The 16,791-nt window shown below is 70.7% G+C and carries 14 protein-coding genes; 5 read left to right on the top strand and 9 right to left on the bottom strand.

The annotated features are described in order from the left end of the window. Nucleotides 1–96: 96 nt before the first annotated feature. Nucleotides 97–1,203 carry a citrate synthase 2 gene (locus tag AB0M79_RS02660; RefSeq protein WP_364207099.1) on the bottom strand — a complete coding sequence of 369 codons (1,107 nt, stop codon included), beginning with the start codon at nt 1,201–1,203 and terminating at the stop codon, nt 97–99. 68 nt (nt 1,204–1,271) lie between these two features. On the opposite strand from AB0M79_RS02660, the gene AB0M79_RS02655 reads away from it, so the two are divergent. Then, entirely contained in the window at nt 1,272–2,534 is a 1,263-nt protein-coding gene (locus tag AB0M79_RS02655; protein WP_364207097.1) for a citrate synthase, read from the top strand. A gap of 21 nt (nt 2,535–2,555) precedes the next feature. Here the strand turns inward: AB0M79_RS02655 and AB0M79_RS02650 are convergent, their stop codons facing one another. The 4 genes from AB0M79_RS02650 to AB0M79_RS02635 form a co-directional block, all read right to left on the bottom strand. After that, nucleotides 2,556–5,030 carry a PEP/pyruvate-binding domain-containing protein gene (locus AB0M79_RS02650; protein WP_364207095.1) on the bottom strand — a complete coding sequence of 825 codons (2,475 nt, stop codon included), beginning with the start codon at nt 5,028–5,030 and terminating at the stop codon, nt 2,556–2,558. Further along, nucleotides 5,027–5,779 carry a MerR family transcriptional regulator gene (locus AB0M79_RS02645; protein WP_364207093.1) on the bottom strand — a complete coding sequence of 251 codons (753 nt, stop codon included), beginning with the start codon at nt 5,777–5,779 and terminating at the stop codon, nt 5,027–5,029. Before AB0M79_RS02645 ends, AB0M79_RS02650 begins: the two co-directional genes overlap by 4 nt. A gap of 75 nt (nt 5,780–5,854) precedes the next feature. Further along, on the bottom strand, nt 5,855–7,405 hold the full coding sequence (locus tag AB0M79_RS02640) for an MFS transporter (protein WP_364207091.1): 1,551 nt from the start codon (nt 7,403–7,405) through the stop codon (nt 5,855–5,857). Next, nucleotides 7,402–7,998, bottom strand: a complete 597-nt coding sequence (locus AB0M79_RS02635; protein ID WP_364207089.1) for a TetR family transcriptional regulator — start codon at nt 7,996–7,998, stop codon at nt 7,402–7,404. Before AB0M79_RS02635 ends, AB0M79_RS02640 begins: the two co-directional genes overlap by 4 nt. 365 nt (nt 7,999–8,363) lie before the next feature. Between AB0M79_RS02635 and AB0M79_RS02630 the strand changes: the two genes are divergently transcribed. Next, nucleotides 8,364–8,549, top strand: coding sequence for a hypothetical protein (locus AB0M79_RS02630; protein WP_364207087.1), 186 nt, complete (start codon nt 8,364–8,366; stop codon nt 8,547–8,549). A 55-nt stretch (nt 8,550–8,604) separates the two neighbouring features. On the opposite strand, the gene AB0M79_RS02625 is transcribed toward AB0M79_RS02630, so the two are convergent. The 3 genes from AB0M79_RS02625 to AB0M79_RS02615 form a co-directional block, all read right to left on the bottom strand. Beyond that, nucleotides 8,605–9,213, bottom strand: a complete 609-nt coding sequence (locus AB0M79_RS02625) for an SUKH-4 family immunity protein (protein WP_364207085.1) — start codon at nt 9,211–9,213, stop codon at nt 8,605–8,607. A gap of 595 nt (nt 9,214–9,808) precedes the next feature. Beyond that, the gene (locus AB0M79_RS02620; protein WP_364207083.1) at nt 9,809–10,027 is read right to left on the bottom strand and encodes a hypothetical protein; all 219 of its coding nucleotides are present in this window, start codon (nt 10,025–10,027) and stop codon (nt 9,809–9,811) included. A 319-nt stretch (nt 10,028–10,346) separates the two neighbouring features. Further along, a complete protein-coding gene (locus AB0M79_RS02615) occupies nt 10,347–10,865 on the bottom strand; it encodes a hypothetical protein (protein ID WP_364207081.1) in 519 nt (172 codons plus the stop codon). Nucleotides 10,866–11,557: 692 nt separating this feature from the next. On the opposite strand from AB0M79_RS02615, the gene AB0M79_RS02610 reads away from it, so the two are divergent. Together AB0M79_RS02610 and AB0M79_RS02605 are read left to right on the top strand one after the other, a co-directional pair. Beyond that, complete coding sequence (locus AB0M79_RS02610) at nt 11,558–13,567, top strand: hypothetical protein (RefSeq protein WP_364207603.1); 2,010 nt, start codon at nt 11,558–11,560, stop codon at nt 13,565–13,567. A 32-nt stretch (nt 13,568–13,599) separates the two neighbouring features. Beyond that, complete coding sequence (locus AB0M79_RS02605; RefSeq protein ID WP_117672512.1) at nt 13,600–13,995, top strand: hypothetical protein; 396 nt, start codon at nt 13,600–13,602, stop codon at nt 13,993–13,995. Between the two features lie 811 nt (nt 13,996–14,806). Here the strand turns inward: AB0M79_RS02605 and AB0M79_RS02600 are convergent. Further along, complete coding sequence (locus AB0M79_RS02600) at nt 14,807–15,478, bottom strand: DUF2306 domain-containing protein (protein ID WP_364207079.1); 672 nt, start codon at nt 15,476–15,478, stop codon at nt 14,807–14,809. Between the two features lie 175 nt (nt 15,479–15,653). On the opposite strand from AB0M79_RS02600, the gene AB0M79_RS02595 reads away from it, so the two are divergent. Continuing rightward, nucleotides 15,654–16,790 carry a histidine kinase gene (locus AB0M79_RS02595; RefSeq protein ID WP_364207077.1) on the top strand — a complete coding sequence of 379 codons (1,137 nt, stop codon included), beginning with the start codon at nt 15,654–15,656 and terminating at the stop codon, nt 16,788–16,790. Nucleotide 16,791: the final 1 nt, after the last annotated feature.

Raw genomic sequence — 16,791 nt, 5'->3', positions numbered from 1 at the left:
CATGGGGCGGCGGTCGCAGACTGGGCCTAACGGTGGGACACGGGGCGGTCGCAGACCGGGCCTAACGGTGGGACACGGGGCGGTCGCAGACCGGGCCTAACGGCGGGACAGGACGCCGTCCCAGCCGGGCAGGTCCGCCGGGTCGCGGTCGGGCCGGCCGACGTAGTCGGCGGACGGGCGGATCAGCTTGCCGAGCCGCTTCTGCTCCAGGATGTGCGCGCTCCACCCGGCCGTACGGGCGCAGGTGAACAGCGGGGTGAACAGATCCGCCGGGACCCCCGCGAAGTCCAGGACGACCGCCGCCCAGAACTCGACGTTGGTCTCCAGCACCCGGTCCGGCTTGCGTTCCCGCAGCTCGGCGAGGGCGGCGTTCTCCAGCGCGAGGGCCACCTCGAACCGTGGGGCGGCCAGTTCCTTCGCCGCCGCCCGCAGGATCCGCGCCCGGGGGTCCTCGGCCCGGTAGATCGCGTGCCCGAAGCCCATCAGGCGGCGGCCACCGTCCAGCACCCCCTTGACGTACGCCCGGGCGTCGCCGCCCCGCTCCACGTCCTCGATCATCCCGAGCACCCGGGCCGGGGCGCCGCCGTGCAGCGGACCGGACATCGAGGCGACCGCGGCGGACAGGCAGGCGGCGACGTCCGCGCCGGTGCTGGCGACCACCCGGGCGGTGAACGTCGAGGCGTTCATGCCGTGTTCGGCGGCGCAGACCCAGTACCGGTCGATCGCCTCGACCTGGCGCGGATCCGGCTCACCCTGCCACCGGATCATGAACCGTTCGGTGACCGTCCGGGCCCCGTTGACCAGCCGCTGCGGTACGGCGGGCAGCCGCGCGCCGCGGGCGGCCTGCGCGACGAACGACAGCATCATCACCGAGGTACGGGCAAGGTCCTCGCGGGCCTGCTCCCCGTCGATGTCGATCAGCGGCCGCAGCCCCCAGTACGGTGCCACCATGGCGGTCGCCGCCTGCACGTCGACCCGGATGTCACCGGAGTGCACCGGGATCGGGAACGGTTCGGCGGGCGGTAGCCCGCGCCCGAAGTCGCCGTCGACCAGCAGCCCCCACACGTCGGCGAAGGTGGCGTGGCCGACCAGCTTCTCGATGTCGATGCCGCGGTAGCGCAGGGATCCGCCCGCACGGTCCGGCTCGGCGATCTCGGTGTCGAAGGCGACGACGTCGGCAAGTCCAGGTTTCACGGTCAGCATCGCTTCAATGTCGGGGCGCCCTGTCGACTCTGTCAATATTGATTCAGTCAATATGGGAGCATGACCACATGAGCCCGGACCGCCTGCTGACCACCGAGGAGGTCGCTCGCCGGCTGGGCGTCAAGAAGGAGACGGTCTACGCCTACGTCAGCCGTGGCCTGCTGGCCAGTCGGCGCAACGGCGACGGCAAGGAGAGTCTGTTCGCCGAGTCCGACGTCGTCACCTTCGCCGCCGGACGGCGCCGGCCCGGACCCGCCCCCGACGCCCCGGCGATCCACACCGGCATCACCCTGATCACCGGCGACGCGCTGTACTACCGGGGTCACGACGTACGCGTCCTGGCCCGCACCGAGTCGTACGAGTCGGTGGCCACCCTGCTGTGGACCGGCGAACCGCGCCACGTCCCGCTGGTGCCCGACGACGAGCTGCGAGCCCTCGCCCGGGCGGTCACCGCGCCGCTGCCGCCGGCCGCCCGGCCGACCGACCGGCTGCGGATCATCGTGGCGGCGGCCGCGGCGGCGGACCGGCTGCGCTTCGACACCACGCCCGCCGCGGTGGTCGCGACCGCCCGCACGATGCTGGACACCATGGTGGCGGCACTACCGGTACAGGCCCGGGAGACCGGCCCGCCGGTGGGCTTCCCGGTCGCCGACGCGCTCTGGCCCCGGCTCACCGCCGCCCCGCCCACCCCCGTCGCGATCGACACGCTCAACACCGCGCTCGTCCTGCTCGCCGACCACGACATCGCCGCGTCGACCCTCGCCGCCCGGGTGGCCGCCTCGGCCCGCGCCCACCCGTACGCGGTCGTCGGTGCCGGCCTGGCCGCGCTCGACGGGCCGCTGCACGGCGCGGCCAGCGGACTCGCGTACGAGTTGCTGTCCGACGCCGTACGCTCCGGCGACCCGGTCGGCACCGTCTCCGACCGGCTGCGCGCCGGCGGCGGCGTCCCCGGCTTCGGGCATCCGCTATACCCGGCCGGCGACCCCCGGGCGGCCACCCTGCTGGAACTGCTGTGGGCGAGTCCGGAACCGGCGGCCGGCCCGGCCGCGCGTACCCGCGACCTGGTCGCCGGGGTGGCCGACGCGGTGACCCGCCGCTCGGGCACCGCACCCAACGTCGACTTCGCCCTCGCCGCCTTCACGCTGCTCAGCGGGATGGCCGCCGACGCCGGGGAGGCGATCTTCGCCGTCGCCCGCACCGCCGGCTGGATCGCCCACGCCCTGGAGGAGTACGGCGACCGGCCCAGCCGGTTCCGGCCCAGCGGCCGCTACGCGGGCCGGCTGCCGAAGGACGTGCCGGCCCGTGGCCGAGCCGGCTCCGTCCGGGCCTGACCGGGACCGTGCGGGCCGCCGTCAGGTGCCGTCGGACAGGATGACCGTGCCGGTGGCGCCGTCGACCGTGATCACCTGACCGGTACGGATCAGCCGGGTGGCGTCCCGTACGCAGATCACGGCCGGGATGCCGTACTCCCGGGCCACCGTCGGGCCGTGCGCCAGCGGCGCCCCGATCTCGGTCACCAGGCCGCCGGCGGTCAGGAACAGCGGGGTCCAGCCGGGATCGGTGGTCGGGGCCACCAGGATCTCGCCGGGTTCGAGGTACGCGTCGGCCGGGTCCCGCACCACCCGGGCCGGTCCGGTGACCGTGCCCGGTGCCGCCGCCAGCCCGGCCAGCGTCCCCTCGCCGGCCGGCTCCGCCGTACGCAGCGCCTCGACGTCGGTGCCGTCGGAGAGCAGGGCGACCGGGACGTGGGTACGGCGCCGCTCCCGTTCGTACGCCAGCCGGCGGGCGGCGACCAGCTCCCGGTGGTCGACCTGCCGCTGTACGGCGGCGTCCGCCTCGGCGAGGTCGAGGAACATGATGTCCTGCGCCTCCTTCAGCAGCCCCTGGCCGGCCAGTTCGGCGCCGACGAGGAGCAGCTGCCGGCGCATCTCGCCCAGCGGGTAGAGGCCGGCGAACTTGCCCAGCTCGCGCAGGCCGCCGAGTTGCCGGGCCCGGCGCAGGAGGAAGACCGCGATCCGGCCGCGTACCGGCCGGCGCCGGCGGACCCGGCGGGCCAGGTCGTCGAGCGTCGCCGTGGCCGTGCGCGCCGCCCGCGCGAACCTGCGGTCGGGGGCCTGGTCCGGGTCGGTGATCCGCAGGTAGTTCGCGATCGCGGCGAACACCGGCGCCGGATCCTCGGCCCAGCGCGGCACCCCGATGTCGATCTCGACGGCGGCGCGGTGCCCGAACCGGTCCAGGAACCCGGCCAGCCCGATGTCGGGAAGTTCCCCGGCGAGATGGCGGGCGGCCAGTTCGGCCGCCGGGACGCCGAGCAGCAGCTCGCGGTGTCCGCCGGCCCGTTCGGCGATCTCCCACAGCGCCAGGTCCATCTCGATGGTGATGTTGTGTGGCATGCCGCCCAGCACCGTGCGGACCTCGGCCTCGGTCGCGACGCCCTTCAGCAGCGCCGTCGGTGCGGCGCCGGCCAGGATGCCGGCCATCAGTGGCCAGATCATCCGCTCCAGGTTCCGGGTCGGCAGCCCGACGTCCGCGACGAAACGCAGCCGCCGCGCGGCCGTGTCCAGCCCGGGCGGGGCGACGGACTCCCGCCGGAACTCGTCGACCGCGCGCAACGCCCGGTCGCGGGCCGGGGCGGGGCGGGCCAGTGCCCGTACGACGCCGGCGACGGCACGCGGGGCGATGCGCAGCAGCGGCCCGACTCCGCCGCCCCGGCGGGCCGGCTTCGGGTCGGGGGCGAAGCGCGGATCGGCCAGCACCTGCTCGACCACGGTCCGCACCCGGGGGCCGAAGTCCGCCTCCACGAACTTCGGCAGCCAGCGGTCGGCGCCGGGGCGGCGGACGGTGTCGGTGAGGTCGAAGTAGAGGCGGCCCCCGATCTCGACGACCGAACTGTCGTTGCCGGACCGGCCGTCCTTGCCAGGACGGCCCTCCTTGCCCGACCCGCCCTCCTTGCCGGACCCGCCGCCGATGCCCGCGGCGACGGTCCGCAGCGCGGCGACCCCCATCGGTGTGAACGGCTGCAACACCCCCTGGAACTGCCCGCCCAGCTCCAGGTAGACGCGGGGTCCGGGCCGGCCGGTCTGCGGCGGCACGGGGAAGAGGGTGGTGACCGGCCGGGACTGGAGCAGCCAGAGCACCCCGTCGTGGTCCACGGCCCACTCGACGTCCTGCGGTGTCCCGGCCCGGTCCCGCAGCCGCCGTCCGGCCGCGTACAGTTCGGCCAACCGCTGCGGGGCGAGGCAGCCGTCGACCCGGTCGGGGCGGCCGTCGGCCGCCAGGACGTAGTGGTCGGCGTCCAGCGCCCCGTCGACCAGGGCGGCACCCGGCCCCGGCGCCGCGTCGACCACCATCTCGGACCGGCTCCCGGTGACCGGGTTGGCGGTGAACAGCACCCCGGCCACCGCGGCGTCGACCATCCGCTGCACGATGACCGCCATCCGCGCGGCACCGACTCCGGTGGCCGCGCGGTAGGCCGCGACCCGTTCGGAGTCCAGCGAGTCCAGGCAGGCGCGGACCGCCTCGAGCAGGTCCGGCAGCCCGGTCACGGAAAGGACCGTGACGTGCTGTCCGGCGAAGCTGGCGTCGGGCAGGTCCTCGGCGGTGGCGCTGGACCGTACGGCGACAACGCCGCCGCCCATCCGCTCGTACGCCCGCTCGATCTCCCCGGCCGGGAGCGCCCCGCCGGCCAACGCCGTGGTGGTGACGCAGAACCCGCCGGGCACCCGCTCGCCGGCGCGGATCATCCGGGCCAGGCCGGCCGCCTTGCCACCGACCAGGTCCGCCATACCGGTGTCGATGCCGGCCAGGTCCACTACCGCGATGTTCATCCCCGCTCCTTCAACAACTCGACCATTGACCGGATCACCGCCTGCTGTGCGGGCGGCAGTTCGCGCGACGTCACCTCCAGCCAGTGGCTTGAGTCGGGATCGTCGAGACTGTCCACCAGCGCCGTCACCATCTCGTCCGGCAGGTGCGCGGCGAGGTCGGCGGCGAGCGCGGCGACCCGCGGGTCGTCCGGGGTGGCGTCGGCGAGTTCGTCCATCCGGGCGTTGAGCGCGTGCCCCCGCCGCACCGCGTCCGGCTCGGTGAGCGGCCGGAACAGCGCGGTGAACCCGTCGCGGTGCGCCGGTTCGGCGGCGGCCTCGATCAGGCCGAGCACCTGCCGGTCGAACGCCGCGAACCGCGACCCGCCGGCCGGCAGCCCACCCAGGACCTCGGCCAGGGCGGGCGACATCGCCGAGTCCGGACCGAGGTCGGTCGCGGCCAGCAGCGCCGCCAGCCGGTCCCGCCGGGTCGTGATCTCCGCCTGCTGCCGGGCCAGGTCGGCGTCCAGTTCCAGCAGTACGTCCCGCAGCTCGCGGCCCTCGTCGTCGGCGAGCACGTCGCGGATCTCGTCCAGCGACAGGCCCAGTTCGGTCAGCCGGCGGATCCGGGCGAGCACGACCGCGTCCCGCAGTTCGTACTCGCGGTATCCGTTGAGCCGCCGGGCGGGTTCGGGCAGGAGCCCCTGGTGGTGGTAGTGCCGCACGGTCCGGGTGGACACCCCGACCAGCGCCGCCAGTTCGCCGATCCGCATGACCACCAGTAGAAACGTTGACGCTGCGGCAAGGTCAAGCGAACCGGCGAACCGGCGGTCGGTGTCGTGACCGGCTCAGTGCTGCTGCTTGGTCAGGTCGAGGCTGCGGGGCACGAGGATGTAGACGACGGCCGCGGCGGCGAGCATCGCCAGGCCGCCGACCATGCCGATCTGCACCAGCGAATCGGTGAAGGCGTCCCGGGCGCGGGCGGCGAGTTCCGGTACGCCGGCCTGCGCGGCGACGTGCAGGGCGGCGCCGAGCGACTCCTGTGCGGCGGCGACGAGCGAGCCGTCGACGCCCTCCCCGGTCAGGCCGGCGAGCCGGTCGCGGTAGAGCGCGGCGGCGACGCTGCCCAGGATCGCCACGCCGAGCACGTTGCCGAGATCGTACGCCGTCTCCTCGATCGCGGCGGCGTTGCCGGCCTTGCTCTGCGGGGTGCCGGACATGATGATCGCCGACGCGATCGCCAGCGACCCCGAGCCGGCGCCGAGCAGCGCCAGAGCGACGAGTACCGCCGGATAGCTGAGCGGCCCGGCGGCGGCGTAGAGCACGAGGAAACCGACGCCGGCCACGGCCAGCCCGCCGGCGAGGACGGTACGGGCCCCGACGCGCCCGGCCAGGGCGGGTGCCAGCGGCGCGGCGACCACCGCCCCGGCCGCCATCGGCAGCAGGTGCACCCCGGCCTGCAGCGGCGACTGGCCCTCGACCAGTTGCAGCCACTGCGCGACGAGGAGCAGCAGCGCCGCCATCGCGAACATCGACACCAGCGCCGCGACCGTGCCGGCCGTGAACGGGGCGCGGGTGAACAGCCGTACGTCGAGCAGCGGGTCCGGCCGGCGCAGGCAGCGCAGCACGAACCAGCCGAGCAGCACCACTGCCAGGGTCAGCGCCGCCCAGGCGGCCGGCTGGGCCAGCCCGTCGTCGGCGAAGTACTTGGCGAACTGCTTGATCGCCCACACCAGCGACACCATGCCCACGATCGCCAGCACGGTCGCCACCACGTCCCAGCGGGGCGGGGACGGGTCACGCGCCTCCGGCAGCAGCAGCCGCCCGGCGACCAGCGCCGCGACCATGAGCGGCACGTTGACCAGGAACGCCGCCTGCCATGAGAAGTGCTCCAGCAGCAGTCCGCCGACGATCGGTCCCACCGCGGCGCCCAGCGACGACACCGCCGCCCACACCCCGAGCGCGGTCGCCCGCTCGCCCGGATCGGTGAACACCGTACGGATCATCGACAGCGTGGTCGGCATGATCATCGCTCCGCCGACGCCCAGGAGGGCGCGTACCGCGATCACCGCGTTCGGGGTGTCGGCGGCCAGGACCAGCAGCGACGCGGCACCGAAGACCGCGAAGCCGCCCAGCAGGAGCAGCCGGCGGCCCCACCGGTCGGCCAGCGCGCTCATCGGCACCAGCAGACCGGCCAGGATCAGCGAGTACGTGTCGACGATCCACAACTGCTGGTCGGACGTCGGCGACAGGTCGGCCGCGAGGTCGGGCAGTGCCACGTTGAGCACGGTCATGTCCATGACGACCACCAGCAGGCTGGCCGACAGCACGGCCAGGCAGGCCCACCGGCGCGCCCTCGACAGGCCCGGGGTCGGCTGGACGTCCTGCGGCGCGCTCATCGCCGGCTCCCGTCGTCGGGACGCATCAGCGCCGTCACCGCCCTGGTGATCGCGGCGAGGTCGAGGATCTCGTCGTGCAGCATCGCGTGCACGGTCACGCCGTCGGCGTAGACCGCCAGCGCCGTCGCGGTGCCCGCGTCGACGTGGTTCGACAGCACCTCGACCAGGCCGTCGAACCAGCGCAGCGCCAGTGGGCGCAGCGCCGGTCGCTGGGTCGCGGCCAGGTAGAGCGCGGTGTCGGCCTGCACCCGCATCGGCTCCAGCAGGTAGCCGTGCAGGATCCCGGCCAGCACGGCCGGGTCGCCGCCGTGGGCCGCCAGCGTCTCGGCGACGGCCGCCAACTCGGTGTCGATCCGGTCGGCGAGCAGGCGCAGCGCCTCCTCGCTCAACTCCTCCAGCGAGGAGAAGTAGTACGTCGTCGCGCTCAGTGAGACCCCGGCCCGGGCGGCCACCCGCCGGTGGGTCAGGTCGGTCAGTCCGTCCTCCACGATCAGCGCCGCCGCCGCTTCCACGATCGCCCGCCGGCGGCCTTCCGGGTTGCGCCGCGACCGCTCGATCGGCGCGCTGCCGGCCCCCACATCCATGTCAGGCATCTCCCACCCCGTCAGGTACGGATGTACTAGTACGAGCGTACCAGTACATCTGTACCTGGCTGTCAAGGGTGAGTCGGCGTTGGTGCCGTCACGCGACAGAACCGCACGGCGGTTTCCGTGTGCCGATGTTCGACATTGCGGCAGCCCGACAAGCTGCACACTGGCCACGGATGGCACGCATTCCTGTACCAGCACGCTCCGTGCCCGCTCCGATGAAACGCGGTCGCGCCATTGAGGTCATCGAGCTGTATTGGTTCGGGCAACCCACGCGCACCCGTACGCGATCCGCCACGGCCCCGCGGCCGTGGCGGGCAGGTGGGGCACTGGTGTGCCTACTCTGAAGGCGGGGAGGCGATCGTTTGAAGGTGACCTGGGCCTACGACCGCGGTGACCACCGGGACGCCCATGAGGCCGACATCCCCGACCCGGTACTGCTAGTCGACATCACCAGCAATGGGTGGGGCAGCGGGATCAGGCAGGCCAACGACGTCGGTCAACTCATCGATCGCATCGAGACCGGCGACTTCGCGTTCAACTTCGAAGAACAGTGAGGACCTCGGCGCGCAGCGTTGCTCGGTCGGCGGCAGAAGAGGACGTCTGCATCGATCAGTAGAGCCACCGGTCGAGCACTGCGGGCCAGAAGTGGGTTGCATGGTCGCCGTCCGCGATCGCGGGCGGGTCGAGAGCTCTGATCCGGTCCAACAGGTCGGCGATCTCCGCGAGTGCTTCCTCTTCGGCCTGTCCGTCTTCGTCCCAGCGGTTGATGACGGGCGAGCTGTTCAGCCAGTTACCAACCATGTGCAGCGAGCACAGCCAGTGGGTGATCGTCGAGTTGATGAACTGAGTGCTGCCGTCCGACGACCATGCCCGCACCTCGCCTGTCCCCGGTGCGGCACCGTACACCCAGTCCAGGTCGTCGGAGTTCGCCAACCGGTACATCGTCGGCGCAGCGTGGAATGACACCGCACTCACGAGGTCGTCGATCAGCGGTACGCCACAGGAGACCAGCGCTGCCCTTTGCGGCTCGGGAAGCCGCCACGTCGCCACGTCCAGCTCGGTGGCACGCACCACCCGGCCAGCACCAGCCCAGGCCGTGACCGCGTCGAACGCGGGAGGCAACGGAAGATCATCAACAGGCACGCCGATGAGGGTAGTCCGGGCAAGGTTTCCATGCACCCAGGTTCGTGTAGCGGCCAGGCATCCGATGATCAACACGTTCGAACCATCAGCGATCGGCCCCGGTGTCACCGTCGGTGACGACGCTTTGCGGCAGAAGCGGATGCCAGCTTTGCATCCCGTTCGCTGAAATAATGGCGTCGGCAGGGACGGAGGGCATACGGCATGTCGCGATGGAAGATGTTGGAGACCTGGGACCGTGAGCTGCCGGGCCTTACCGACGAACAGTTGATCGGTCGGTTCAGCCTGGCCCGGGAGTTTGAGCAGTCATCGAGCAGATCACCCGGCCGTAACCCCAAGGCTCGGCGGGACTGGCGGCGCCGCAGGGAAGCGGTTGAGGACGAGATGCAGTCGCGAGGTCTGCCGTAGCGATTCAGAACGCCTTGGCCGCACTTTCATCGATAGTCGCAGATATTGAGCGCTGGCCCGGCTCGTCACGCTGCGTTGCGCGCGCCTCGCGGCATGAGCGGACATTCCGGCGCGGCGGAGTTCGGAGATGCCGGACGCCCAGTGGAGGGTGAGGATCGTGGATCAGAAGTTGAAACGCGGTTGGGTTCCCGCTCTCCGCCAGTCGAGGCCCTTCGGTCGAGGGACCTTGTGCCTGCCGTCAGCCTGACGCCCGACGGCACTACCCTCAGTGAGGCAGCATGCGCCAGGCCGGGTTGCCCCCGCGCCAAGCCCTCGCGAGGATGCTCGCCGAGCTACGGCTGAAGCACTCCAGCACCTCTGAACGGCCGTGCGCACCACCGATCTGCGCCTGCACTTCCCAGCGACGACCATCGGTACGAATGTAGATGTCGCGACGCCCTCGTGTCGCCGCCTCCCCGTTCCACCAGTGCTCCTCGACGATCACCCGCCGACCGTACCAGCAGGAGCCCGGACGGCCGGCAGCGTAGCCGCAAAGCCGTCCGGCTCAGACGAGACGCTGAATCCGTACCTTCGGTCGCTCGCCCGTTGTCGCCTGCTCCTAATTGGTTCGTTCGCCACAACGTCCTCAACTCGGCAGTTCCGGACGGTTACCGACCTGCCGATGGCACGCTCCGTGTGCCCGGATCGCGGCATGTCCGTATACGTGATCATGACGCTGATCTCTGTCTTGGGCAGCATGAGCTGCCAGTCTTCGCGGCGAAGCCGCTCCGCGCGGTCTGGTGCCCCACCCAGGCCGCTCCACCTCAGCGTGCCCGCTTGGTAGCGCGGATGGCGAGCAGCAAGAGGGCAACCAACCCGACCACGCCGGCCATGGCCAGCCCACCCCCTAGCCAGGCCTGGCGCGCGCCCCACAAGCCCGGCTTGCGGTCCGGCCGCTCGGCGGCTGGCACCGTGGCCAGGATCTGATCCACCCGGTCCTGGATCCGGCGTTGTTCAGCGCTCGACAGCCCATCGCCGCCGAGCCCTTCGGCCAAGGCCAGCACCTGCTCGTTCTGTGCGTCGGCGAAGCCGGGCAGGTCGTTTCTGGCGTATCCCCCGACGACTCCCGCATACCCTGGTCGGCAGCTCAGCGGCTTTCCGTCGGTCACGTCGAGGTGCAACTGCCGCGCGCCGCCGCATTCGTCGCCGGGGCGTTTGAACTGGACCACGTACACGCGATCCGCCGCGCGCTGGTCCAGGAACCCAGCAAGCGCGCTCACGCCACCGAACGCGACGAGCCCGACCGAAACGATGGCCACGAGGCAAGCCAGCAACAGACGCAAGGAGACCCCCAATATCCAAGCGATTCTATGCCACCAACGCGCCACGGAAGTCCGCTACTGCTCTCGGCTTGTCCAGGATGCCTGCCCAGCCTTGCCGACCGGTACGGACCGTGACGGCTCAGGGTCGTCAGCGCGTACGGTCAGCGGCGCGACCGGACGGCCTCGCACCTGGACGTACCACCGCTGACGGCTGCCGAGTGATGGGGTGCTTCGGCGCCGACGCGCACTATCGGCGGCATGAGCGAGCACCTGATCAAGCGCGCGTTCACACGGTCCCTCGGTGTGAGCCTGGCGTGCTTGAGAGGATGTTCGAGATCCGCCACTCGGGTCAGGTCTCAGGTGACCCTCGCGATCTCGGCACGTAGTTCGAGCGCGAGGACGCCGGTCTCCTCGCAGTAGTCGGCGGAGTTGTTGGTGGCGAGGAAAATCATCATGCGGAGCATGCCCCGACCACCCAGGCCCGCCGGTGCCCGGGAAGGCAACCACGGCGTGAGTCGGGATCTGCGCAACTGAGCCACCGGCCAACTGGCGGAACCGCTGATCGCCGGCTCGGCACCCTACCGCCGTACGCGAATCCGGTCGACTGACCGCCGGCCACCGGCGCCCGTCCGTGACCGTGCGGACAGCCGGAAATGCGTTTCTCCGATTGCGGGCACTCCATAGGATCTCCGGTGATCAAGGAGGATGACACAGTGGGTGATTTCCAGCAGTTCGTGACGGATGTGACTATACGTCTGTCCGCGATGTCCAAGGACGAGCTGTACGTCGTCGGTGACGGTCTCGACCGGGACTCACTCTGGCTCACCTTTCTCGATTCCTTCCCCGCCGGCACCAACCTCCGGTTCCGTGAGCGGTCCGAGTACGACTGCTCGACCTGCCGCGGGTTCATCAAGAATTTCGGTAACATCGTCGAGATCCACAACGGACAGGTTCGCTCCGTCTGGTCCGGGGTGTCTGCATCCGACCCGGTCTTCTCCATCGTCGCCGCCGCAATGGACGAATTCGTCAGCACGCTGCCGTTGTCCACCATTTTCCGGTCCACCGAGGCGGAGTACGGGACGAGGACGACCCGGACGCTGCGCGACGGCCAGGTCGAGGTGTGGCACCACCTGCACGGCCGGGTGGAGAAGCGGCATCGCATCAAAGACGTCGGCGCGGCACGGGGCACCTTCGACGCCGCGGTACAGGTGTTCCGGCGTGGCCTGGCCGAGCTGACCCAGCACGCTCTGGACACCGTCGTCGACCTCATCGACGACAACGCCCTCTACCGCGGCACGGAGCATCGTCGGGCGGTGACCGAGTTCCGGTCACTGCAGAACCGGTGGACGAAGGCGACCGACGGACAGGCCTTCATTTTCGCCAACGCCATGAACCCGGCGGCCCGGTTCCGCAACACGGTGATCGGCACCCTTGTCCAGGATCTGTCCGCGGGCGTCGACCTGGAGCAGGCGGTCCGGTCGTTCGAGACGAAGGTGGCACCGCAGAATTACCAGCGCCCCACGGCGTTGATCACCCCGGCCATGGTCAAGGCTGCCATGAAGACCATCGACGAGTTGGGCATCGAGGAGTCGTTGCAGCGACGGTTCGCCCGGCTGTCCGACGTGTCGGTCACCAACGTGCTATGGGTCGACAACGACACACAGTCGCGAATGAAGGACGGCATCGAAGGGCTGCTCATGCAGGCGGCCACCATGAGGTCGGCAGGTGCGCGCCTTCGTGACGCGAAGCCGGAGGAGACTCCCGTGGTCACCTTCATGAAAGACATCCTGCCTGGCGCCGCGACCATCGACCTGTGGGTCGCCAACAGCCACGAACCGCACTTCGTCAGTCTCACCACCGGCCGGCACCCGGCCGCTCCGCGGCTGTTCACCTGGGACAACGATTTCGGCTGGTCCTACAACGGCAACGTCACCGACTCGATCAAGGAGAAGGTCAAGCGGGCCGGCGGCAACGTCACCGGCAAGCTGCGGGTGAGCCTGTCCTGGTTCAACCACGACGACCTCGACCTGCACGTGTTCGAACCCAACGGCGACCACATCTGGTACAAGGAGAAACGCAACAAGCTGGACGTCGACATGAACGCGGGCGGAGCGTTCTCGCGCGAGCCGGTGGAGAACGTTACCTGGACCGACAACGTCCCCGACGGCGAGTACCGGATCGAGGTGCACCAGTTCAACAAGCGGGAAAGCACCGAGGTCGGCTTTGTGATCGAGACCGAGAGCAACGGGAAAATCGAGCATTACAGCCACGAGCGGGCGGTCGGCCACAAGGAGACCGTCGAGGTGGGCCGGATGACGGTCGCCGACGAGGTGATCACCGCGTTCCGGCCGGGTAAGGACATGCAGCCGGGCAGCGCAGGCAAGAACCTGTGGGGAATCACCACCGAACAGTTCGTGCCGGTGTCCACCATCATGTACTCGCCGAACTACTTCGACGACGGCGAGGTCGGCAACCGCCACTACTTCTTCATCCTGAAAGGGTGCGTGAACGACCAGCCGACCCGGGGAATCTACAACGAGTTCCTCCGCGGCGACCTGCAACCGCACCGCAAGGTGTTCGAGGTTCTCGGCGATCGCACCAAGTGCGAGCCGTCCTCGGATCAGCTGTCTGGCCTCGGCTTCAGCTCCACGGTCCGCAGCTCTGTGGTCGCCAAGGTGACCATGACCGACGGCCGGCGCCACCTCATCAGTATCCAGTTCTGATTTCCTACCCAGAAAATCTGAGAGAGGCCATCGTGACCATTTTTGAAAAGGCCACGCGGGAGAAATTCCGCTACCCGTCGGCCAAGGGACTGCTGACCACGGAACAGCTGTGGGAGCTTCCGCTGACCGCCAAGTCCGGCTTCAGCCTCGATGACGTGGCCAAGGCAGTCAACGCCGAACTCAAGGCCATCGACACCGAGTCGTTCGTGGCCACCGAGACCAATCCGGCCAAGGCAACCTTGGAGACCAAGTTGGAGGTCGTCAAGCACGTCATCGCCATCCGCCTCGCGGAGGACCAGTCGGCGAAGGCGGCGGCAGCCAAGAAACTGGAGAAGGAAAAGCTGCTGGCAGTCCTGGGCCGCAAGCAGGACGCGGTCCTGGAGAATCTGACCGAGGCAGAGCTGCTGGCCCGAATCAACAACCTGTAGCCCGCTGACAATCAGCGTCTGCCAGCAGGCCCGCACATCGCCGAGAAGTACGGTCGCCATGCAAGACTTGCGCGACCAGGCCGGCGCCCACGGCCACTTCTCGGCGAACTCACATCGGTACGACAGCGAGCGCGACGCCCTCCCATCGACAGAAGAGGGCGTATCGGTTTGCGAAGAGCGTCGGGGAGGTAACGGACCGTGTGGTCTGGATCGTCGGTGGCGCGGCTGTCGTGGGCGGCATTCTGGTCGTGGGCCCCGCCAGCTGGTGTGCCTGCTCGCAGGATGGGGCGAACTGGGCGTGTGCGGATGCCGTCGATATCGCGCCCGTCCGAAGCGTCGCTGCCCGCTCACCGAAGCCGCTCCAACTCGCGCCACCTGCGGACCGCAGAGGGGTTGAGCGGCGGGCGGTCAGGCACCGGCTTGGGGCAACCCTACATCTGGAGGGCATCACCTCGACGAGACCGGCCGGCGTGAACAGGTATCGATGGCCTTTGTGTGTGTGCCCGGTGTCTGCTCCGGCAACGGTGACCGATCGTGACCGATCTCGACCGATCGTGTCCGTCGCTGAAGACCGCCCGGCCGGGCCGCGCGCGTGTGGTCGTCGTGCGATCCCCTGGTGGCGGTGCCGGCGTCGATCGCGGCTGCGGCTTCCTGCGGTACGCTGACAGCCGCTGCTAGCTAGTCTGGATCATCGCGCCCCCGTAGCTCAGGGGATAGAGCAACGGTTTCCGTGTGCGGCGTCCGTGCCGCCTTGATCGTCTGCTGCCCAGGCATTTGACACGCCGTACCGGAAGTGCTGAACCGCAGACGATCACATCGACGGGGCGATCCCGGCCGGCGCCGGCCGGCCGGGGGCCGTGACCGGACGCCGGCGGATGATCCATTCCGCGACGACCACGTTGATCAGCCAGGCCGCGGTCATGGTGCCGGTCTTGCCCGACATCGTGAGCGGGCCGGCCACCGCGACCCAGGCCGCCGCGGTGAAGGCCTGCGTGCCCGCGCCCATGCCGATCGCGTAGCCGCGGATCATCCACGCCCGGTGCCGGGCGAAGTCCCGCCGCCGGACCGCGACGAAGCCGAGGACGAGGCAACCGGCCATGGCGACGCTCACCACCACCCGGATGACGGCCAACACGTCACCGTCGATTGCCGCGCGCGGCATGAACAGGGTCAGCCACAGTCCACTCAGCGCGGCGAGCAGTCCACAGGGCACCAGCAGCCGTCCCGCGGCCCGGTGCCAGCCCCGGCGCCGGCGCCGGAAGCCGGGGGCGAACTGGAAGGCGCCGAGGATGCCGTAGACGGTGACACCGACGATGTGCAGTATCACGGGCACCGGCGCGGAGCCGATCCGTTCGCCGTCCGGCAGCACCTGCCCGCCGCCGGCCAGCTCGGTCAGTCGCAGCCCGCCCGCGACCACCGGTACGGCGGCGAGCACGAGCAGGCCGGTGGGGATGAGCCAGTTCGATCTGGCGGAGGAGTTCACGGCCGCCCTTCCCGTTGCCTGATCCTTGTTGCCCCGTCGTCGTGCGTCGATCCTCCCGGCCGGTGCGCGGGAACTCATCGGAGCGCGGGCCGGATCCGACCCGGCCGATGGAACGGGACGCCGGCCGTACTTTGGGCCAATCCGGTGCCGGCGGGCGCTGCGTACGATCGGGTACGTGCGTGAGCTTCTCCGCTCCGTGTGGGGCGCGCCCCGAGCCCCCGACCCGCCCGAGCTGGGCTGGCGGGACTGGGCGCTCGTGGGCGTGGTCGCATCGCTCACGGTCCTCGAGGGAATCCTGCGGCCGGACATCCCGGCGCGCGCCGCCGCGGTGATCATCACGTTGGCGCTGGTGCCGACGCTGTTGTGGCGCCGCGCCCGGCCGCTGCCGATGGTCGCGACCGCCTTCGTCGCCACCGGCGTGACCCCGCTGTTCATCGGCCGCGAGCCCGACCTGGTCACCATGGTCTACCTGCTGGCCCTGCCGTACGCGTTGTTCCGGTGGGGTTCCGGTCGGGAGGCGGTGGCCGGTGCGGCGCTCATCGTCGCCAAGAACTTCCTGTCGGCGGCGCTGGGTTACGTCGACCTCACCGAGATGGTCATCGGGTTCGTCGTGCTGTTCGCGACCTTCGCCCTGGCCATCGCGTTCCGGTACCGGGCGATGCTCTGGGCCCGTGGTCTCGACCAGGCCAAACTGCTCGAACGGGAGCGGCTGGCCCGCGACCTGCACGACACCGTGGCCCATCACGTCTCGGCGATGGCGATCCGGGCCCAGGCCGGCATCGCGGTGGCGGCGACCCGGCCGGACGCCGCCGTCGACGCGCTCCGCGTCATCGAGGCCGAGGCGGCGCGCGCCCTCGCCGAGATGCGGACGATGGTGCACACGCTGCGCCGGACCGGACCGGCGGACCTGGCACCCAACCCGGGCATCCCCGACCTCGTACGGCTGACGAACGGCTCCCAGCCCGGTCCGATCGTCGACGTGGAACTGGCCGGCGACCTCGACGGCATCCCGGCGACCGTCGGCACCGCCATCTACCGCCTCGCGCAGGAGTCGGTGACCAACGCGCGACGACATGCCCGACACGCGACCCGCATCGAGGTCCGGGTCGCCGCCGACGCCGGATCCGTACGCCTGCGCGTGACCGACGACGGCGACACCGGTTCGGCCCGCCCCGCCGGACCGGGCGGGTTCGGCATCGTCGGCATGACGGAGCGCGCGAGCCTCCTCGGTGGCACGTGCGAGGCCGGTCCCAACCCCGACCGGGGCTGGACGGTGGCCGTGGTGCTGCCCTGGAGCGCGACGGCCGCATAAT

This window comes from Polymorphospora sp. NPDC051019 (assembly GCF_040683055.1).
GTDB classification, from domain to species: domain Bacteria; phylum Actinomycetota; class Actinomycetes; order Mycobacteriales; family Micromonosporaceae; genus Polymorphospora; species Polymorphospora lycopeni.
Note: the sequence above shows the minus strand (reverse complement) of the source record. Positions and strands in the feature narration are given on the sequence as shown.

Bases quoted from the DNA above. Each gene is read 5' to 3' on its own strand.
- AB0M79_RS02650 (WP_364207095.1), bottom strand. From the start codon at position 5,030: ATGAACATCGCGGTAGTGGACCTGGCCGGCATCGACACCGGTATGGCG.
- AB0M79_RS02635 (WP_364207089.1), bottom strand. From the start codon at position 7,998: ATGCCTGACATGGATGTGGGGGCCGGCAGCGCGCCGATCGAGCGGTCG.
- AB0M79_RS02655 (WP_364207097.1), top strand. From the start codon at position 1,272: ATGAGCCCGGACCGCCTGCTGACCACCGAGGAGGTCGCTCGCCGGCTG.
- AB0M79_RS02640 (WP_364207091.1), bottom strand. From the start codon at position 7,405: ATGAGCGCGCCGCAGGACGTCCAGCCGACCCCGGGCCTGTCGAGGGCG.
- AB0M79_RS02660 (WP_364207099.1), bottom strand. From the start codon at position 1,203: ATGCTGACCGTGAAACCTGGACTTGCCGACGTCGTCGCCTTCGACACC.
- AB0M79_RS02645 (WP_364207093.1), bottom strand. From the start codon at position 5,779: ATGCGGATCGGCGAACTGGCGGCGCTGGTCGGGGTGTCCACCCGGACC.